13 protein-coding genes are annotated in these 18,077 nt (G+C 60.5%); 9 read left to right on the top strand and 4 right to left on the bottom strand.

From position 1 onward, the window contains the following. The first annotated feature begins 18 nt into the window (after positions 1–18). Positions 19–4,884 carry an NAD-glutamate dehydrogenase gene (locus DM813_RS25035; RefSeq protein ID WP_128326084.1) on the top strand — a complete coding sequence of 1,622 codons (4,866 nt, stop codon included), beginning with the start codon at positions 19–21 and terminating at the stop codon, positions 4,882–4,884. Positions 4,885–4,944: 60 nt separating this feature from the next. On the opposite strand, the gene ppsR is transcribed toward DM813_RS25035, so the two are convergent. Then, a complete protein-coding gene (gene ppsR / locus DM813_RS25040; RefSeq protein WP_128326085.1) occupies positions 4,945–5,763 on the bottom strand; it encodes a posphoenolpyruvate synthetase regulatory kinase/phosphorylase PpsR in 819 nt (272 codons plus the stop codon). A gap of 177 nt (positions 5,764–5,940) precedes the next feature. Between ppsR and ppsA the strand changes: the two genes are divergently transcribed. The 8 genes from ppsA to DM813_RS25080 all read left to right on the top strand — a co-directional run bounded on the left by ppsA (position 5,941) and on the right by DM813_RS25080 (position 14,141). Next, positions 5,941–8,316 carry a phosphoenolpyruvate synthase gene (gene ppsA, locus DM813_RS25045; RefSeq protein WP_128326086.1) on the top strand — a complete coding sequence of 792 codons (2,376 nt, stop codon included), beginning with the start codon at positions 5,941–5,943 and terminating at the stop codon, positions 8,314–8,316. 106 nt (positions 8,317–8,422) lie between these two features. After that, a complete protein-coding gene (locus DM813_RS25050; RefSeq protein ID WP_128326087.1) occupies positions 8,423–9,421 on the top strand; it encodes an alpha/beta fold hydrolase in 999 nt (332 codons plus the stop codon). 206 nt (positions 9,422–9,627) lie between these two features. Next, entirely contained in the window at positions 9,628–10,116 is a 489-nt protein-coding gene (gene rraA, locus DM813_RS25055) for a ribonuclease E activity regulator RraA (RefSeq protein WP_128326088.1), read from the top strand. Between the two features lie 27 nt (positions 10,117–10,143). Beyond that, complete coding sequence (locus DM813_RS25060; RefSeq protein ID WP_128326089.1) at positions 10,144–11,139, top strand: zinc transporter ZntB; 996 nt, start codon at positions 10,144–10,146, stop codon at positions 11,137–11,139. A gap of 95 nt (positions 11,140–11,234) precedes the next feature. Next, positions 11,235–11,489, top strand: coding sequence for a CrfX protein (locus DM813_RS25065; RefSeq protein ID WP_371128640.1), 255 nt, complete (start codon positions 11,235–11,237; stop codon positions 11,487–11,489). Positions 11,490–11,491: 2 nt separating this feature from the next. Then, positions 11,492–12,316 (top strand): mechanosensitive ion channel family protein, encoded by an 825-nt coding sequence (locus DM813_RS25070; protein ID WP_128326090.1) that lies wholly within the window; start codon positions 11,492–11,494, stop codon positions 12,314–12,316. A gap of 113 nt (positions 12,317–12,429) precedes the next feature. Continuing rightward, entirely contained in the window at positions 12,430–12,996 is a 567-nt protein-coding gene (sigX, locus tag DM813_RS25075; protein ID WP_128326429.1) for an RNA polymerase sigma factor SigX, read from the top strand. A 110-nt stretch (positions 12,997–13,106) separates the two neighbouring features. Continuing rightward, complete coding sequence (locus tag DM813_RS25080; RefSeq protein WP_128326091.1) at positions 13,107–14,141, top strand: OmpA family protein; 1,035 nt, start codon at positions 13,107–13,109, stop codon at positions 14,139–14,141. A 57-nt stretch (positions 14,142–14,198) separates the two neighbouring features. Here the strand turns inward: DM813_RS25080 and cobA are convergent, their stop codons facing one another. The 3 genes from cobA to DM813_RS25095 are packed head-to-tail and all read right to left on the bottom strand — an operon-like array spanning position 14,199 to position 17,853. Then, positions 14,199–14,936: a uroporphyrinogen-III C-methyltransferase gene (gene cobA, locus DM813_RS25085; protein WP_128326092.1), complete on the bottom strand. Its 738-nt coding sequence runs from the start codon at positions 14,934–14,936 to the stop codon at positions 14,199–14,201. A gap of 25 nt (positions 14,937–14,961) precedes the next feature. Further along, positions 14,962–16,632, bottom strand: a complete 1,671-nt coding sequence (locus tag DM813_RS25090; protein WP_128326093.1) for a bifunctional protein-serine/threonine kinase/phosphatase — start codon at positions 16,630–16,632, stop codon at positions 14,962–14,964. A 9-nt stretch (positions 16,633–16,641) separates the two neighbouring features. Continuing rightward, on the bottom strand, positions 16,642–17,853 hold the full coding sequence (locus DM813_RS25095) for a nitrate/nitrite transporter (RefSeq protein WP_128326094.1): 1,212 nt from the start codon (positions 17,851–17,853) through the stop codon (positions 16,642–16,644). Positions 17,854–18,077: the final 224 nt, after the last annotated feature.

Genomic DNA, 18,077 nt, shown 5'->3' on the forward strand with positions numbered 1-18,077 from the left:
CCAAGCGGAGTACCACAGATGGCGTTTTTCACCGCAGCCAGCAAAGCCGACTTCCAGCATCAACTGCAAGCGGCCCTGGCGCAGCACATCAGCGAACAGGCACTGCCACAAGTGGCGCTGTTCGCCGAACAGTTCTTCGGCATCATCTCTCTTGACGAATTGACCCAGCGCCGCCTTTCCGACCTGGCCGGTTGCACCCTGTCTGCCTGGCGGATTATCGAGCGTTTCGATCCTGCTCATCCTCAGGTTCATGTCTACAACCCCGATTACGAACGTCATGGCTGGCAGTCGACGCACACTGCGGTGGAAGTCCTGCACCATGACCTGCCTTTTCTGGTCGATTCGGTACGCACCGAACTCAACCGCCGCGGCTACAGCATTCATACCCTGCAAACCACCGTACTGAGCGTGCGTCGCGGGGCCAAGGGCGAGCTGCTGGAAATTCTGCCCAAGGGCACTCAGGGCGAGGGCGTTTCGCAAGAATCGCTGATGTACCTGGAAATTGACCGCTGCGCCAACGCAGCCGAACTCAATGTGCTGACCCGCGAGCTGGAGCAGGTGCTCGCCGAAGTGCGTGTGGCGGTTGCCGATTTCGAGCCGATGAAAGCCAAGCTGCGCGAGCTGCTGACACTGGTCGAGCAAACTGCCTACGCCCCGGCCCAGGCGGAAAAAGCCGAGGTCAAGGACTTCCTGCAATGGTTGGTGGGCAACCACTTCACCTTCCTCGGTTATGAAGAGTTTGTGGTCCAGGCGGATGCCGAGGGCGGCCAGTTGGTCTACGACGAGCAGTCGTTCCTGGGCCTGACCCGCTTGCTGCGCGCCGGCCTGACCGCCGAAGACCTGCGCATCGAAGACTACGCGGTCAACTACCTCAACGAACCACTGCTGCTGTCCTTTGCCAAGGCCGCTTACCCGAGCCGCGTGCACCGTCCGGCCTACCCGGACTATGTCTCGATCCGCCAGCTGGACGCCGACGGCAAGGTCATCAAGGAATGCCGCTTCATGGGCCTGTACACCTCGTCGGTGTACGGCGAGAGCGTGCGCAACATCCCTTACATTCGTGGCAAGGTGGCTGAAGTCGAGCGCCGTTCCGGTTTCGATCCGAAAGCCCACTTGGGCAAAGAGCTGGCGCAAGTCCTTGAAGTCCTGCCGCGCGATGATCTGTTCCAGACGCCAGTGGATGAGATGTTCACCACCGTGATGTCTATCGTACAGATCCAGGAGCGCAACAAGATCCGTGTGTTCCTGCGCAAGGACCCGTACGGCCGTTTCTGCTATTGCCTGGCCTACGTGCCGCGTGACATCTACTCCACCGAAGTGCGGCAGAAGATCCAGCAGGTGCTGATGGATCGCCTGAAAGCCAGCGATTGCGAGTTCTGGACCTTCTTCTCCGAGTCGGTGCTGGCGCGTGTGCAGCTGATTTTGCGCGTCGACCCGAAGAACCGCATCGATATCGACCCGCTGCAGCTGGAAAACGAAGTCATCCAGGCCTGCCGTTCGTGGCAGGACGATTACGCCACCCTGACTGTCGAAAGCTTCGGCGAAGCCCAGGGCACCAATATCCTTGCTGACTTTCCGAAGGGCTTCCCCGCCGGCTACCGCGAGCGCTTTGCTGCGCACTCGGCGGTGGTCGACATGCAGCATGTGCTGACCCTGTCCGATCGCAAGCCGCTGGTGATGAGCTTCTACCAGCCGCTGACCCAGGCCGGCAAACAGCAGTTGCACTGCAAGCTCTACCACGCCGACACGCCGCTGGCGCTGTCGGACGTTTTGCCGATCCTGGAAAACCTCGGCCTGCGGGTGCTCGGTGAGTTCCCGTACCGTCTGCGCCACGCCAATGGCCGCGAGTTCTGGATCCATGACTTTGCCTTCACCTACAGCGAAGGCTTGAACCTGGACATCCAGCAGCTCAACGACACCTTGCAGGATGCCTTTGTCCACATCGTCAAGGGCGATGCGGAAAACGACGCATTCAACCGCCTGGTGCTGACCGCTGGCCTGCCATGGCGCGACGTGGCGTTGCTGCGGGCCTATGCGCGCTACCTCAAGCAGATCCGCCTGGGCTTCGACCTGGGTTACATTGCCAGCACCCTGAACAACCACACCGATATCGCCCGCGAGTTGACGCGGTTGTTCAAGACCCGCTTCTACCTGGCGCGCAAGCTTTCCAGTGAAGACCTGGATGACAAGCAACTGCGCCTGGAACAGGCCATCCTCACCGCGCTCGATGATGTACAGGTGCTCAACGAAGACCGCATCCTGCGTCGCTATCTGGACCTGATCAAGGCGACCCTGCGGACCAACTACTACCAAACCGACGCCCAGGGCCAGATCAAGTCGTACTTCAGCTTCAAGTTCAATCCCAAGCTGATTCCTGAACTGCCCAAGCCGGTGCCCAAGTTCGAGATCTTCGTGTACTCACCGCGTGTTGAAGGTGTGCACCTGCGATTCGGCAATGTGGCCCGTGGCGGCTTGCGCTGGTCGGACCGTGAAGAAGACTTCCGTACCGAAGTGCTGGGCCTGGTAAAAGCCCAGCAGGTGAAGAACTCGGTCATTGTGCCGGTAGGCGCCAAGGGCGGCTTCCTGCCGCGTCGCCTGCCGCTGGGCGGCAGCCGTGATGATATTCAGGCTGAAGGCATTGCCTGCTACCGGATCTTCATTTCCGGTCTGCTGGACATCACCGACAACCTCAAGGACGGCGCCCTGGTGCCGCCGGCCAATGTCGTGCGTCACGACGATGACGACCCGTACCTGGTCGTCGCGGCCGACAAAGGCACCGCGACCTTCTCCGACATCGCCAACGGCATTGCCATCGACTACGGCTTCTGGCTGGGAGATGCCTTTGCCTCCGGTGGTTCGGCCGGTTACGACCACAAGAAGATGGGCATCACTGCCCGTGGAGCCTGGGTTGGCGTGCAGCGCCACTTCCGTGAGCGCGGCATCAATGTCCAGGAAGACCCGATCACCGTGGTCGGCGTCGGCGACATGGCCGGCGACGTGTTCGGCAACGGCTTGCTGATGTCCGAGAAACTGCAACTGGTGGCCGCGTTCAACCACCTGCACATTTTCATCGACCCGAACCCGGAACCCGCCAGCAGCTTCGCCGAGCGCAAGCGCCTGTTCGACCTGCCGCGTTCGGCCTGGAGCGACTACGACACCAGCATCATGTCTGAAGGTGGCGGGATTTTCCCGCGCAGCGCGAAAAGCATCGCGATTACGCCGCAGATGAAAGAACGCTTCGCCATCGATGCTGACAAGCTGACCCCGACCGAGCTGCTCAATGCGCTGCTCAAGGCGCCGGTTGACCTGCTGTGGAACGGTGGTATCGGCACCTATGTCAAGTCCAGCGAGGAAAGCCACGCCGATGTCGGCGACAAGGCCAACGATGCGCTGCGCGTAGACGGCAACGAACTGCGCTGCAAAGTGGTGGGCGAGGGCGGCAACCTGGGCATGACGCAGTTGGGGCGCGTCGAATTCGGCCTCAATGGGGGTGCCACCAATACCGACTTCATCGACAACGCCGGTGGCGTGGACTGCTCCGACCACGAGGTCAATATCAAAATCCTGCTCAACGAAGTGGTGCAGGCTGGCGACATGACCGAAAAACAGCGTAACCAGTTGCTGGGCAGCATGACCGACGAGGTCGCCGGGCTGGTGCTGGGCAACAACTACAAGCAGACCCAGGCGCTCTCGCTGGCTGCGCGTCGTGCCCGTGAGCGCATTGCCGAGTACAAACGCCTGATGGCGGACCTCGAAAGCCGTGGCAAACTGGATCGGGCCATCGAGTTCCTGCCGACGGAAGAACAGCTGGTGGAGCGTCTGGCCGCCAACCAGGGGTTGACCCGCGCGGAGCTGTCGGTACTGATCTCCTACAGCAAGATTGATCTCAAGGAGCAGTTGCTCAAATCGCTGGTGCCGGATGACGACTACCTGACCCGCGACATGGAAACCGCATTCCCGCCGTCGCTGGTGAGCAAGTTTGCCGACGCCATGCGCCGCCATCGCCTGAAGCGCGAGATCGTCAGTACCCAGATCGCCAACGATCTGGTCAACAATATGGGCATCACGTTCGTTCAGCGCCTGAAGGAGTCCACCGGCATGAGCCCGGCGAATGTCGCCGGTGCCTACGTGATCGTGCGTGACATCTTCCACCTGCCGCACTGGTTCCGTCAGATCGAAGCCCTGGATTATCAGGTGCCGGCGGATATCCAGCTGACCCTGATGGATGAGTTGATGCGTCTGGGGCGTCGGGCTACGCGCTGGTTCCTGCGCAGCCGTCGCAATGAGCAGGATGCCGGGCGTGATGTGGCGCATTTCGGGCCGAAAATCGCCCAGTTGGGGCTCAAGCTGGACGAACTGCTGGAAGGGCCAACCCGTGAGCGCTGGATGACCCGTTACCAGAGCTTCGTCGAGGCCGGTGTGCCGGAGTTGCTGGCGCGCATGGTTGCCGGTACCACGCACCTGTACACCCTGTTGCCGATCATTGAAGCGTCCGATGTCACTGGCCGGGATCCGGCGGAAGTGGCCAAAGCCTTCTTCGCGGTCGGCAGTGCGCTGGACCTGACCTGGTACCTGCAGGAAATCAGCAACTTGTCGGTGGAAAGCAACTGGCAGGCGCTGGCGCGCGAGGCCTTCCGCGATGACATCGACCTGCAGCAGCGGGCGATCACCATCTCGGTACTGCAGATGGCCAATGCTCCTGACGATATGGATGCCCGGGTGGCGTTGTGGCTGGAACAGCACCGCGTGATGGTCGAGCGCTGGCGTGCCATGCTCGACGAGCTGCGTGCCGCGACCGGTAACGATTACGCCATGTATGCGGTGGCGAACCGTGAGCTGGTGGATCTGGCCTTGAGTGGTCAGACGGCGGTGGTGCCGTCCTGAGTCTGAGCTGAAATGAAAAGCCCTGGCAATTGCCGGGGCTTTTTTTTACCCTGCAGGGGGTTACTTGAACCTGCGTTCAACACCCTTCTCGACAAGAATCTTCGCCGAAATCTCTTCCACCGAGAAATGCGTGGAGTTGATGTTCGGGATGTTTTCCCGGCGGAACAGGTTCTCCACCTCGCGCACCTCGAACTCGCACTGGGCAAAACTCGAATAGCGGCTGTTGGGCTTGCGCTCATGGCGGATGGCCGTCAGGCGGTCCGGGTCAATCGTCAGGCCGAACAGTTTGTTGTGGTGCTTTTTCAGCACCGCGGGCAGCTGCAGGCGTTCCATGTCGTCTTCGGTCAGCGGGTAGTTGGCCGCGCGAATGCCGAATTGCATGGCCATGTACAGGCAGGTCGGGGTTTTGCCGCAGCGCGACACGCCGACCAGGATCAAGTCGGCTTTGTCGTAGTAGTGGGTGCGGGCGCCATCGTCGTTGTCCAGCGCGAAGTTGACGGCTTCGATACGCTCCATGTAGTTGGAGTTGCCACCAATGGAATGGGATTTACCCACTGAATACGACGAGTGGGCCGTCAGCTCCTGCTCCAGCGGTGCCAGGAAGGTCGAGAAAATGTCGATCATGAAGCCGTTTGAGGTGGCCAGCACCTCGCGGATATCCTGGTTGACGATGGTGTCGAAGATGATCGGACGCATGCCGTCGCGTTCAGCTGCGCTATTGATCTGTTGTACCATGGCCCGCGCTTTTTCCACGCTGTCGATGTACGGACGCGTGAATTTATTGAACGGAATGCTATCGAATTGGGCCAGCAGACTCTGTCCCAGCGTCTCGGCGGTGATGCCCGTGCCATCGGAGATAAAGAAAGCAGATCGTTTCATTTGCGCCTTGGGCCTTAAGCTGGTGACAAATCTTGTTTATGATAGGTTCGGTTTGCCGAACGCTGGTTGTCGGCATTCTCACTTATTTTCCAGGTCCAGGCCACAAGCGCCCGGTCAAGCCAGAGCAGGCAGGCGGGCGACCTGAGCTTTTCCAACACAGTTAGTGGAGAGATCACCTTGGTAGAGTACGTAGTTTCCCTCGATAAGCTCGGCGTCCATGATGTGGAGCATGTGGGGGGCAAGAACGCATCCCTGGGCGAGATGATCAGTAACCTCGCAGGTGCCGGAGTATCGGTCCCCGGCGGCTTTGCCACTACGGCTCAGGCGTACCGTGACTTCCTCGAACAGAGTGGCCTGAACGCGCAGATTCATGCTGCGCTCGACGCACTGGATGTCGATGACGTCAACGCCCTGGCCCGTACCGGTGCGCAGATCCGTCAATGGATCATGGAAGCCGAGTTCCCTGAGCGGCTGAACAGCGAAATCCGTACCGCGTTTGCTGAGATGTCCCAAGGCAACCCGAACATGGCCGTTGCCGTACGTTCTTCGGCCACCGCCGAAGACCTGCCGGACGCCTCGTTTGCCGGCCAGCAGGAAACCTTCCTGAACATTCGCGGTGTCGACAACGTCATCCGTGCCGCCAAGGAAGTGTTTGCCTCGCTGTTCAACGACCGCGCCATTTCCTACCGCGTACACCAGGGCTTCGACCACAAGCTGGTGGCCTTGTCTGCCGGTGTGCAGCGCATGGTGCGTTCGGAAACCGGAACAGCCGGCGTGATGTTCACCCTCGACACCGAGTCGGGCTTCCGTGACGTCGTTTTCATCACCGGTGCCTACGGCCTGGGTGAAACCGTCGTACAAGGCGCGGTCAACCCGGACGAGTTCTATGTCCACAAGGGCACGCTGGAGGCGGGTCGTCCGGCCATCCTGCGCCGTAACCTGGGCAGCAAAGCGATCAAGATGATCTATGGCGAAGAAGCCAAGGCCGGTCGTTCGGTCAAGACCGTTGATGTCGACAAGGCCGACCGTGCGCGTTTCTGCCTGAGCGATGCCGAAGTCAGCGAGCTGGCCAAGCAGGCCATGATCATCGAGAAGCACTACAAGTGTCCGATGGACATCGAATGGGCCAAAGACGGCGACGACGGCAAGTTGTACATCGTTCAGGCCCGTCCTGAAACCGTGAAGAGCCGTGCCCAGGCCAATGTCATGGAGCGCTACCTGCTCAAGGAAACCGGTACTGTTCTGGTTGAAGGCCGTGCCATTGGCCAGCGCATCGGCGCCGGCAAGGTGCGGATCATCAAGGACGTGTCGGAAATGGACAAGGTCCAGGCCGGTGACGTGCTGGTGTCGGACATGACCGATCCGGATTGGGAACCGGTGATGAAGCGCGCCAGCGCCATTGTAACCAACCGCGGCGGGCGTACCTGCCACGCGGCGATCATCGCCCGTGAGCTGGGTATCCCGGCAGTGGTCGGTTGCGGCAACGCCACCCAGCTGCTCAAGGATGGCCAGGGCGTGACCGTATCCTGTGCTGAAGGCGATACCGGCTTCATCTTCGAGGGCGAACTGGGCTTCGACGTCAAGCAGAACTCGGTAGACGCCATGCCGGATCTGCCGTTCAAGATCATGATGAACGTCGGTAACCCGGACCGTGCCTTTGACTTCGCCCAGTTGCCCAACGCCGGTGTCGGCCTGGCGCGCCTGGAGTTCATCATCAACCGCATGATCGGCGTGCACCCCAAGGCACTGCTGAACTACGCGGGCCTGCCGCAGGAGCTCAAGGAGAGCGTCGACAAGCGCATCGCCGGTTACAACGACCCGGTGGGCTTCTATGTCGAGAAGCTGGTCGAGGGTATCAGCACCCTGGCCGCAGCGTTCTGGCCGAAAAAGGTCATCGTGCGTCTGTCGGACTTCAAGTCCAACGAATACGCCAACCTGATCGGCGGCAAGCTCTACGAGCCGGAAGAAGAAAACCCGATGCTGGGTTTCCGTGGTGCTTCGCGTTACATCAGCGAAACCTTCCGTGACTGCTTCGAGCTCGAGTGCCGTGCACTCAAGCGCGTGCGTAACGAGATGGGCCTGACCAACGTCGAGATCATGGTGCCGTTCGTGCGTACCCTGGGCGAAGCCAGCCAAGTGGTCGACCTGCTGGCCGAAAACGGCCTGGCGCGCGGAGACAACGGCCTGCGCGTGATCATGATGTGCGAACTGCCGTCCAACGCCATTCTTGCCGAAGAGTTCCTCGAGTACTTCGATGGTTTCTCCATCGGCTCCAACGACCTGACCCAGCTGACCCTGGGCCTGGACCGTGACTCGGGGATCATCGCTCACCTGTTCGACGAGCGTAACCCTGCGGTCAAGAAACTGCTGGCCAATGCCATCCAGGCCTGCAACAAGGCGGGCAAGTACATCGGCATTTGCGGTCAGGGGCCATCCGACCATCCGGACCTGGCCAAGTGGCTGATGGAACAGGGTATCGAAAGTGTTTCGCTGAACCCGGACTCGGTACTCGAGACCTGGTTCTTCCTGGCCGAAGGCGAAGCTGCGAACTGATACGCTGAACCGGAACCTTCACCCGCTGCGGGCGCGGTGAAGGTTCCGACCGTTTTCCAGGGCGTGTTCCAGTGATGGTTCCCGCCCTTTTTCGTGCAAGAACCCTATGCAAAGCAGCAGTACTCTATTTCCCGTGGCCTTGCTCAGTGCTGAGCGCCGGGGTGATCTGAGCGAGGATGTGTACCGGATCAAAGCCGGTAACAGCCCGGATCGCACGGTTGAACTGGCGGTTACCCGCCTGGGCATGGCTGATCAGGCCGAGGTGCGCGGCACCCCGGTCATTCTGCTGCATGGCAGCTTTTCCAATCGGCGCTTCTGGTATTCGCCCCGTGGCATTGGCCTGGGCGCTTATCTGGCGCGCGCCGGTTTCGATGTGTGGATTCCGGAAATGCGCGGACACGGACTGTCGCCGCGCAACCGCGACTATCGCAGCAATCGGGTCGCCGATTATGCCCGCTACGACCTGCCTGTAATTGGCGCCTTTGTCAGTGAAAAATGCGGTCGCGCCGCGCACTGGGTCGGCCATTCGCTGGGCGGCACAACACTGGCGGCGGCATTGGGCGGCCAGTACCTGGCGACCGATCTGGTGGCCAGTGCGGCGTTTTTCGGCACGCAGGTCAGCCGCACCTACTGGCCATTGAAAATTCCGCCGGTGGAGTGGGGCGGGCGCTTGCTGCTCAAGCGCTTTGCGCAATTGTCCGGTACCCGGCTCAAGCGCGGTCCCGAGGACGAACCGATAGGCCTTGCCCTGGAAAGCATGCGCTGGTTTGGCCTGTTCGGCCGCTTTGGCGACAAGGATCGCGACTGGTGGGCGGGGCTTGCCGAGCTGGATGTGCCGGTGCTGGCTGTAGCAGCTGCGGGGGATCATCAGGATCCGGTATGGGCGTGCCGCAAGTTGTTCGAGCAATTGGGCGGCGAGCACAAGCAGTTTATCCGGCTGGGGCGCGAGGAGGGTTTCGACAACTTCGGGCACGTCGACATGCTCGTCAGTAAACCTGCGCAAGTGCAGGTGTGGCCGCTGGTCGAGCGCTGGTTGCTAAACCCGTTGGCGTCTCTGCGCGAAGAGTCGGTCGCGGACGTTTCGCCAGCACCCAGTTATCGCTAAAATATGACGATTGTTGCGGTTACGGTCATTTAAGATGCTTTAGCTGACGTATCGCCCGCTGACTGAGATGTAATCGGCGCGACAGCGGGTGACCGGGTCGGTGTCGACGGTGTAGCCTTGGGGGTAAAGCCGCATCGCTGCACCTCGTATCTTCAATGGCACTGCGACTTCACATCCAATGTCTTGGCAATCGACAGGAGTTACCCATGCATTATCTCACGCCCGATTTGTGCGACGCCTACCCGGACCTGGTGCAGGTGGTGGAGCCAATGTTCAGCAACTTTGGTGGCCGCGATTCCTTTGGTGGGCAAATCGTCACCATCAAGTGCTTCGAGGACAACTCGCTGGTCAAGGAGCAGGTTGATCTGGACGGCAAGGGCAAAGTGCTGGTGGTTGACGGTGGTGGTTCGCTGCGCCGCGCGCTGCTGGGTGACATGCTGGCCGAGAAGGCCGCCAAGAACGGCTGGGAAGGCCTGGTGATCTACGGTTGCGTACGTGACGTCGATGTCCTGGCGCAAACCGATGTTGGCGTTCAGGCCCTGGCCAGTCACCCGATGAAGACCGACAAGCGTGGTATCGGTGACCTCAATGTAGTGGTGACCTTTGCCGGGGTGACATTCCGCCCGGGTGAATACATCTACGCTGACAACAACGGTGTGATTGTTTCGCCAAGCCCGCTGAAAATGCCGGAATAAGCACTGAAACCGCTAAGTGGAGCAGGAATGTTCGAGGAAGAAAACGCGCAGTGGGGGCTGGTGCATGCCCTGGTGCTCGATGGCAAAGGCGGTGCACGCTCGATCGCTCGAACCGAACTGGACGACCTGCAGCTGCAACCGGAGCAGAGCCTCTGGTTGCACTGGGATCGCAGTCATCCGCAAACCCGTACCTGGTTGCGTCAGGACAGTGGCCTGAGCGAGTTTGCCTGCGACCTGCTCCTGGAGGAAAACACCCGCCCACGGCTGTTGGCCTTGCCTGAGGAGCAGATGTTGCTGTTCTTGCGCGGGGTTAACCTCAACCCGGGTGCCGAGCCCGAAGATATGGTGTCGGTCCGCATTTTTGCCCGCGCACAACAAGTGATTTCCTTGCGTTTGCGGCCGTTGCGCGCCAGTGATGAGCTGCTGCAGCAACTGGCTGAGGGCCGCGGACCGAAAACGGCCTCCGAGCTGTTGCTGAGCATGGCGCAGCTGTTGACCGAGAAGGTCCAGGCGCTGGTCAGCGACCTCTCGGAAGTAGTCGATCTGGAAGAAGAAAAGCTCGAAGCCGATAAACGGTACGCGCCTGAGCAGGGTTCACTGCAGCAGATTCGTCGGCGTGCCGCAGGCCTGCGCCGCTTTCTCGCCCCGCAGCGCGAACTCTATGCACAGTTGGCGCGCAACAGATGGAGCTGGTTCGCGGCAGACGATGCCGACTACTGGAACGAACTGAACAACAGCCTGATCCGCTACCTGGAAGAGCTGGAGCTGACCCGCGAGCGCGCCGCGCTGGTACTGGAAAGTGAAGACCGCCGGCGTGCCGAGCGGATGAACCGGACCATGTATCGGTTTGGCATCATCACCTGCATTTTCCTGCCGATGAGCTTCGTTACCGGCCTGCTGGGCATCAATGTCGGGGGGATTCCGGGTTCGGACAGCCCCTATGGTTTCCTGTTCGCCAGCCTGCTGGTGCTGGGCCTGGCGCTGGGGCAGTGGTGGCTGTTTCGCCGCCTGCGCTGGGTGTGATGCGGTGCACACAGTGAACATTCAGTCACTAACTGTCCGCCCGGTTCATGTGACCCGCGCCGAGACGACCTCGTCTTTGACTGATATTGCGCGAGGTGCCTATGCACGATCCGTTTGAAGAATCCCTGCGAGACCTGCTCAAGGCGTCGCCTTCCGGCCAGGACCGTGATGACGATGCCTGCCTTGGGCGTGTGTTGAAAACCGCCAACCGCCAGGTTGGTGCGGGCGATCTGTTCAGCCTGCTTGGCCGCTGGAGCCAGGCGTTGATGATCGCTGTCAATAATGGTTCGGCGCATGTTGCGCCGGTCCGGCGTAACGCTACCGCTCGTAAAGCTGATAAGGCCGATTGACTATGGAACTTAATCTCTGGACGCAGAGCTTGCTCACCGCGATGACTGCGTTGTGGACCAAAGTGGCGAACTTTATCCCCAACCTGTTCGGCGCGCTGGTTGTGGTGCTGCTCGGTTTTGTCGTGGCCAAGTTGCTCGACACCTTGTTGTCCAAGTTGCTGGCCAAGCTTGGGCTGGACCGCTTGATGGGCGGCACCGGCCTGACCAAGATGCTTGACCGGGTCGGCATCCAGGTACCCATTTCGACCCTGATCGGCAAGATCGTCTACTGGTTCGTGCTGCTGATCTTTCTGGTCTCGGCGGCCGAGTCCCTCGGGCTTGAGCGCGTGTCGGCAACCCTCGACATGCTGGCCCTGTACCTGCCCAAGGTCTTCGGTGCGGCGCTGGTGTTGCTGGCCGGTGTGTTGCTGGCGCAGCTGGTCAATGGCCTGGTGCGTGGTGCAGCCGAAGGCATCGGCCTGGAGTATGCCGCCGGTGTCGGGCGCATTGCCCAGGGCCTGGTCATCATCATCAGCATTTCAGTGGCAATCAGCCAGCTTGAGGTCAAAACCGACCTGCTGAACCACGTAATCGTCATCGGATTGATTACCGTTGGTCTGGCCGTTGCCTTGGCGATGGGGCTGGGTAGCCGCGAAATTGCCGGTCAGATTCTGGCTGGAATCTACGTGCGAGAGCTCTATCAAGTGGGCCAACAGGTGCAGGTTGGAGAGGTCGAAGGTCAAATCGAGGAGATCGGCACGGTCAAGACGACCCTGCTGACCGATGACGGAGAGCTGGTTTCGTTGTCCAACCGGATTCTCCTGGAGCAGCGAGTCAATAGCCGCTAACCGGGTATTCCTGCTAATGTATGCCGCCGCAAAATTACCCCAGGCAGGGGTAAGCGGCGACATTGACCTGACTGTCGGCCAGATTCGTTTTGAATAAAGTTCACTCGCTGCCCATGCGTTACGACCCCCGCGAGCTCACTGATGAGGAGTTGGTGGCGCGTTCGCATGAGGAGCTGTTTCATGTTACTCGCGCGTATGAGGAGCTCATGCGCCGCTACCAGCGAACTCTTTTTAATGTCTGCGCACGTTATCTGGGGAACGATCGGGACGCTGACGATGTCTGTCAGGAGGTGATGCTCAAGGTGCTCTACGGCCTGAAGAATTTCGAGGGCAAGTCGAAATTCAAGACTTGGCTTTACAGCATCACCTATAACGAATGCATCACCCAGTACCGCAAGGAACGACGTAAACGCCGTCTAATGGACGCGTTGAGTTTGGATCCACTTGAGGAAGCCTCTGAAGAAAAGGCCCCGAAAGCGGAAGAGAAAGGCGGGCTGGACAAATGGCTAGTGCATGTAAATCCGATTGACCGTGAAATTCTGGTGCTACGATTTGTCGCAGAACTGGAATTTCAGGAGATCGCCGATATCATGCATATGGGCCTTAGCGCAACGAAAATGCGGTACAAACGTGCGCTAGACAAGCTACGTGAGAAATTTGCGGGCCTTGCTGAAACTTAGTGGCGCGTAAATATCTCTAACGTACCGGCAAGTTCTGCTAAACTTGCCGTCGAGTTGTCCCCCGGATGTTGGTGGGACTGCTTAACTATCACCAGATGGGGATTTAACGGATGAAATTGAAAAACACCTTGGGCTTGGCCATTGGTTCTCTTGTAGCCGCAACTTCCTTCGGCGCTCTGGCACAAGGCCAAGGCGCGGTCGAGATTGAAGGCAACGTTACCAAGCAGTACTACGATAGCGAGCGCAATTTTCAAAACGACGGCACCAACCCTGGTGTTCGCCTCGGTTACTTCCTGACCGACGACCTGTCCCTGGACCTGGGCTACAACGAAACTCACAACGTTCGTGGCGATGTCTTCAACAAGGACATCAAAGGCTCGAAAGCTAAACTCGACGCTACCTACCACCTGGGCACCGTAGGCGACGCAGTACGTCCTTACGTTTCCGCAGGTTTCGCTCACGAGAGCCTGGGCCAGAGCTTCAACAACGGCCGTGACCACTCCACCTTCGCCAACGTTGGCGCTGGCGCCAAGTGGTACATCACCGACATGTTCTTCGCCCGTGCTGGCGTTGAAGCCATGTACAACATCGACAACGGCAACACCGAGTGGGGCCCATCCCTGGGTCTGGGTCTGAACTTCGGTGGTAGCGGCGGCAAAGTTGCTGCTCCTGCTCCAGTTGCTGAAGTCTGCTCCGACAGCGACAACGACGGCGTTTGCGACAACGTCGACAAGTGCCCTGACACCCCAGCCAACGTTACCGTTGACGCTGACGGCTGCCCGGCTGTTGCCGAAGTCGTACGTGTTGAGCTGGACGTCAAGTTCGACTTCGACAAGTCGGTCGTCAAGCCAAACAGCTACGGCGACATCAAGAACCTGGCTGACTTCATGAAGCAGTACCCACAGACCACCACCACTGTTGAAGGTCACACTGACTCCGTCGGTCCTGACGCTTACAACCAGAAGCTGTCTGAGCGTCGTGCAAACGCCGTTAAGCAGGTTCTGACCAACCAGTACGGCGTAGAATCGAGCCGTGTTGAGTCGGTTGGCTACGGTGAAACCCGTCCGGTTGCTGACAACGCCACCGACGCTGGTCGCGCTGTTAACCGTCGCGTAGAAGCGCAAGTAGAAGCCCAAGCCAAGTAATTGGTCCAGGCACTACTGAAAAGCCCGGCTTAGGCCGGGCTTTTCTTTGCCTGCGATTCAGGCGCTTAGCTGAATCAGGGCTGCGGCGTCGTGCGCCGCCACCTCACCGATTACCAAAATCGCCGGGCTGTTCAGTCTGAAACGATTGGCCGCATCGGTCAGTTGCGCCAGGGTACAACGCTGTTCGCGCTGCTTTGGCAGGGACGCGTTTTCAATCATGGCAATCGGTGTCTGTGCCGGTAAGCCACCTTCCAGCAAGCCTTGCTGAATCTCCACCAGTTTACTGACCCCCATGTACACCACCAGGGTGGTGCCGCTCTGTGCCAGCGCCTGCCAGTTCAGCGGGCTGTCATCCTGTGTGTGCGCCGTGACTAGCGTTACGCCACGGCTGACCCCGCGCAAGGTCAGGGAAATACCGCATTGGGTAGCCCCGGCGAGCCCGGCGGTAATGCCGTTGACCAGCTCAGCTTCTATGCCGTGCGCCTGCAGCCAGGCGGCTTCTTCGCCACCGCGACCGAAGATGCAGGGATCACCGCCCTTCAGACGCGCCACGCAACGTCCCTGGCGGGCATAGCGCAGCATCAGACGCTGGATGAAGGCCTGTGGGGTAGAGCGGCAACCACCTCGTTTGCCGACGCCAATCACGCGCGCTGCAGGGCAGTGCTCAAGGACCTCGGGGTTGACCAGGTCATCAATCAGTACCACATCGGCTTCACGAAGGGCGCGTACGGCCTTGAGGGTCAACAGTTCAGGGTCGCCAGGTCCTGCACCAATCAGCCAGACTTTCGCATTCATCGGGTATTCCTCATCGGCAGGGCTGTCAGCCGTTTAGCAGGCAGATCAGCAGGGTCAGGTTGAGTAGCAAGGACAGTAGTGCAAGGCCGCGCCAGACTTTCAGCGGTTCACGTTCAAGCAACGGCCGCGGCCGCACGCTCAGGTGCTGGCGTTCGCCTTGCTCAAGCAGCAGCAGCCATTGTTCGGCGGTTTCAAAGCGCTGTTGCGGGTTGGCAGCCAGCGCCTGATTGAGGTTGTGCTCCAGCCATTCGGGCAGGTCCGGGCGATAGCGCGCGGCACTGGTGGGCTGGGTAAAGCGGGGGCGCTGAAAGGCCTCGACTTCGCCGTAGGGGTAGTGCCCGGTCAGCAGGTAGAACAGAGTTACGCCAACGCTGTAGAGGTCCTGTTGAGGGCTGGGTGGCTCGCCGTCGAAGGCTTCCGGGGCGATGAAGGACGGCGTGCCTGGCAGCTCATGGGCGCGGTCCTCGGAGAGGCCCGGGCAAAACGCCAGGCCGAAATCCAGTACACGCAACTGGCCATCGTCGCCTAGGTGCAGGTTTTCCGGCTTGATGTCGCGATGCAGGATGTTGCGCCGGTGCAATAGGCCGACGGCATGCAGCAACTGGCGGGCAAGCGCTTGCCATTGCGCCAGGGCGAGCGGGCCGTCGCGGGTGAACAGTTGGGCCAGGGTCTGGCCGGGGTATTCACGCATCAGGTAGTACAAGTGCTGGCGTTGGCCCGCCGGATGCACTTCGGGAAAGTGGCGACCGGCTACGCGACGCAGGAACCATTCTTCAAGCAGCAGGCTCTGCAACGCGCCTGCTTCGTCCTTGCGTGTTTGTGGCAAGGTCTTGAGCAACCAGGCCTGCTGTTCGGGGTCGTGAACACGGTACAACAGGGACTGTCGGCTTTGGCCGAGCAACTGGTCCACGGTAAAGCCATCGATTGCCTGGGCATTGCGCAGCGGAGCAGGCAGCGGCCATTGCTGAAGTTGCGCCAGCGAGTCGCCGAGGTTGCTTTCACCCAACTGATCGACGCGCACCAGCAGGGCGCTGGCGTTGTCCTGGCTACCGCTGTAATGCGCCGAGCTGACCAGAGTCTGGGCCGCGTCCTGCAAGTCGATCTGCTCGCGCAGAACCGCCCTGATCTGTGACTCGCTGAGGCTGGCCCAGACACCGTCACTGAGCAGCAAAAAACACTCGCCGGGGTGCAGCTCGCCTTCCAGGTAGTCAACTTGCAAGTGTTGGTCCAGGCCCAGGGCGCGTTTCAGTACATGCTGCATGCCGGGTTGGTCCCAGACGTGGTCCTCGCTGATGCGCTGCAGTTGTCCTGCACCCCAGCGGTAGATCCGGCAATCACCGACATGGGCCAGGGTAAAGCGCCGCCCGCGTAATACCAGGGCGCTCAGGGTGGTCAGCAATGGCTGGCCGCCGCCATTGGCGCGCAACCAGCGATTCTGGGCGAGCAGCAGGCGGTCCAGGGCTTGCGCCACGCCCCAGGTGGGTGGCGTGGCGTAGTAGTCCAGGGCCAATGCCTGCAGGCTGGTGCGCGCCGCCAGGCCGCCGTCGGCACACTGGCTGACACCGTCGGCAAGGGCGAACAGGTAGCCTTTGCTGGCAGCCAGTTCCGGGTTTGGGGTGACCAGGCGCAGTGCGTCCTGGTTCTCTTCTCGGGGGCCGGTGGCACTGGCCTGGGCGTAGCTCAGTTGCAGGCTCATGCTATCGCCTCAGACCCGTGCTGCGGTCACGGCCGCAGAGCCCCAGGTGGTGCGCCAGCGTTGCTTCACGCCGTGCAGGCCGAACCAGGCGAGCACACCGAGGCTGGCGAACAGCCACAGGCCCAGCTGATAGTCGCCGCTGTGCTGTTTGATTGCGCCAAGGCCGGCTGCGAGCAGAAACCCGCCGATACCGCCGGCCATGCCGATCAGGCCGGTCATTACCCCGATTTCCTGGCGAAAGCGTTGTGGCACCAGCTGGAACACCGCGCCATTACCTGCGCCCAGACCCAGCATGGCACTGACGAACAAGGCCAGGGCGGCGAAAGAGCTGGGCAGGTTGAAGCCCACGGCGGCAATGCAGATCGCGGCCACGGTGTACATGGCCAGCAAGGTGCGAATGCCACCAAAGCGATCGGCCAGGGCGCCGCCCAGCGGGCGCATCAGGCTGCCGCCGAACACACAGGCGGCGGTGTAGTAGCCGGCAGTGACCGGGCTCAGGCCGTACTGGTCGTTGAAGTAGCCGGGCAGGGCGCTGGCAAGGCCTATGAAACCGCCGAAGGTGACGCTGTAGAAAAACATGAACCACCAGCTGTCACGGTCGCCCAGGGCTTTGAGGTAGTCGGCCATGGCCTTGGGCTTGGGGCGTTCAGGGGCGTTGCGCGCCAGCAGGGCGAACAGCACCAGGGTCAGGGTCAGCGGTATCACGGCAAAACCGAACACGTTGTTCCAGCCAAAACTTGCTGCCAGTACCGGCGCGAGCAACGCGGCAAACACCGTACCGGAGTTGCCGGCGCCGGCAATGCCCATGGCCTTGCCCTGATGCTGGGCGGGGTACCACTGCGAGGCCAGCGGCAGCGAGACGGCAAAGGAGGCGCCGGCGACACCAAGAAATACCCCCAGCAGCAACACCTGCTCATAGCTGTGAATACCCAGGTTCCAGGCGCAGAACAGGGCGGCGATGACAATCACCTGGCCGATCAGGCCGGCGGTTTTCGGCGACAGGCGATCCACCAGGATGCCCATGACAAAACGCAGGATTGCGCCTGCCAGGATCGGTGTGGCGACCATCAGGCCGCGCTGTTGGGTGGTCAGTTGCAAGTCGGTGGCAATTTGCACCGCCATCGGGCCGAGCAGGTACCAGACCATGAAGCTCAGGTCGAAATACAGAAAGGCGGCGAACAGCGTGGGGACATGCCCGGACTTCCAGAAACTCGTATTCATCGAACACCTCGTTGAACAGGGGCTGAAACGAAAAAGACGTCGCCTCCCGACCCGCGTGTGCGAGTGAGGGGGCGACGTCTTTGTCGTGGAGGGGCAACCGCCGTTGGCTACCGTTGAATATTTTCCTGCAAATGCCGGACCAGAATGCTCACGCCATCATCAGGTTTTCATCATGATTGTTGGCGATGGGAGATGCAGGGTGACAGATCAGCTGCATCAGGCAG

The sequence above is a fragment of the Pseudomonas alkylphenolica genome (assembly GCF_004025535.1).
GTDB classification, from domain to species: domain Bacteria; phylum Pseudomonadota; class Gammaproteobacteria; order Pseudomonadales; family Pseudomonadaceae; genus Aquipseudomonas; species Aquipseudomonas alkylphenolica_A.

Bases quoted from the DNA above. Each gene is read 5' to 3' on its own strand.
- DM813_RS25090 (WP_128326093.1), bottom strand. From the start codon at position 16,632: ATGAGCCTGCAACTGAGCTACGCCCAGGCCAGTGCCACCGGCCCCCGA.
- DM813_RS25080 (WP_128326091.1), top strand. From the start codon at position 13,107: ATGAAATTGAAAAACACCTTGGGCTTGGCCATTGGTTCTCTTGTAGCC.
- cobA (WP_128326092.1), bottom strand. From the start codon at position 14,936: ATGAATGCGAAAGTCTGGCTGATTGGTGCAGGACCTGGCGACCCTGAA.
- rraA (WP_128326088.1), top strand. From the start codon at position 9,628: ATGCATTATCTCACGCCCGATTTGTGCGACGCCTACCCGGACCTGGTG.
- ppsR (WP_128326085.1), bottom strand. From the start codon at position 5,763: ATGAAACGATCTGCTTTCTTTATCTCCGATGGCACGGGCATCACCGCC.
- DM813_RS25095 (WP_128326094.1), bottom strand. From the start codon at position 17,853: ATGAATACGAGTTTCTGGAAGTCCGGGCATGTCCCCACGCTGTTCGCC.
- sigX (WP_128326429.1), top strand. From the start codon at position 12,430: ATGCGTTACGACCCCCGCGAGCTCACTGATGAGGAGTTGGTGGCGCGT.
- DM813_RS25050 (WP_128326087.1), top strand. From the start codon at position 8,423: ATGCAAAGCAGCAGTACTCTATTTCCCGTGGCCTTGCTCAGTGCTGAG.
- DM813_RS25070 (WP_128326090.1), top strand. From the start codon at position 11,492: ATGGAACTTAATCTCTGGACGCAGAGCTTGCTCACCGCGATGACTGCG.
- DM813_RS25035 (WP_128326084.1), top strand. From the start codon at position 19: ATGGCGTTTTTCACCGCAGCCAGCAAAGCCGACTTCCAGCATCAACTG.
- DM813_RS25060 (WP_128326089.1), top strand. From the start codon at position 10,144: ATGTTCGAGGAAGAAAACGCGCAGTGGGGGCTGGTGCATGCCCTGGTG.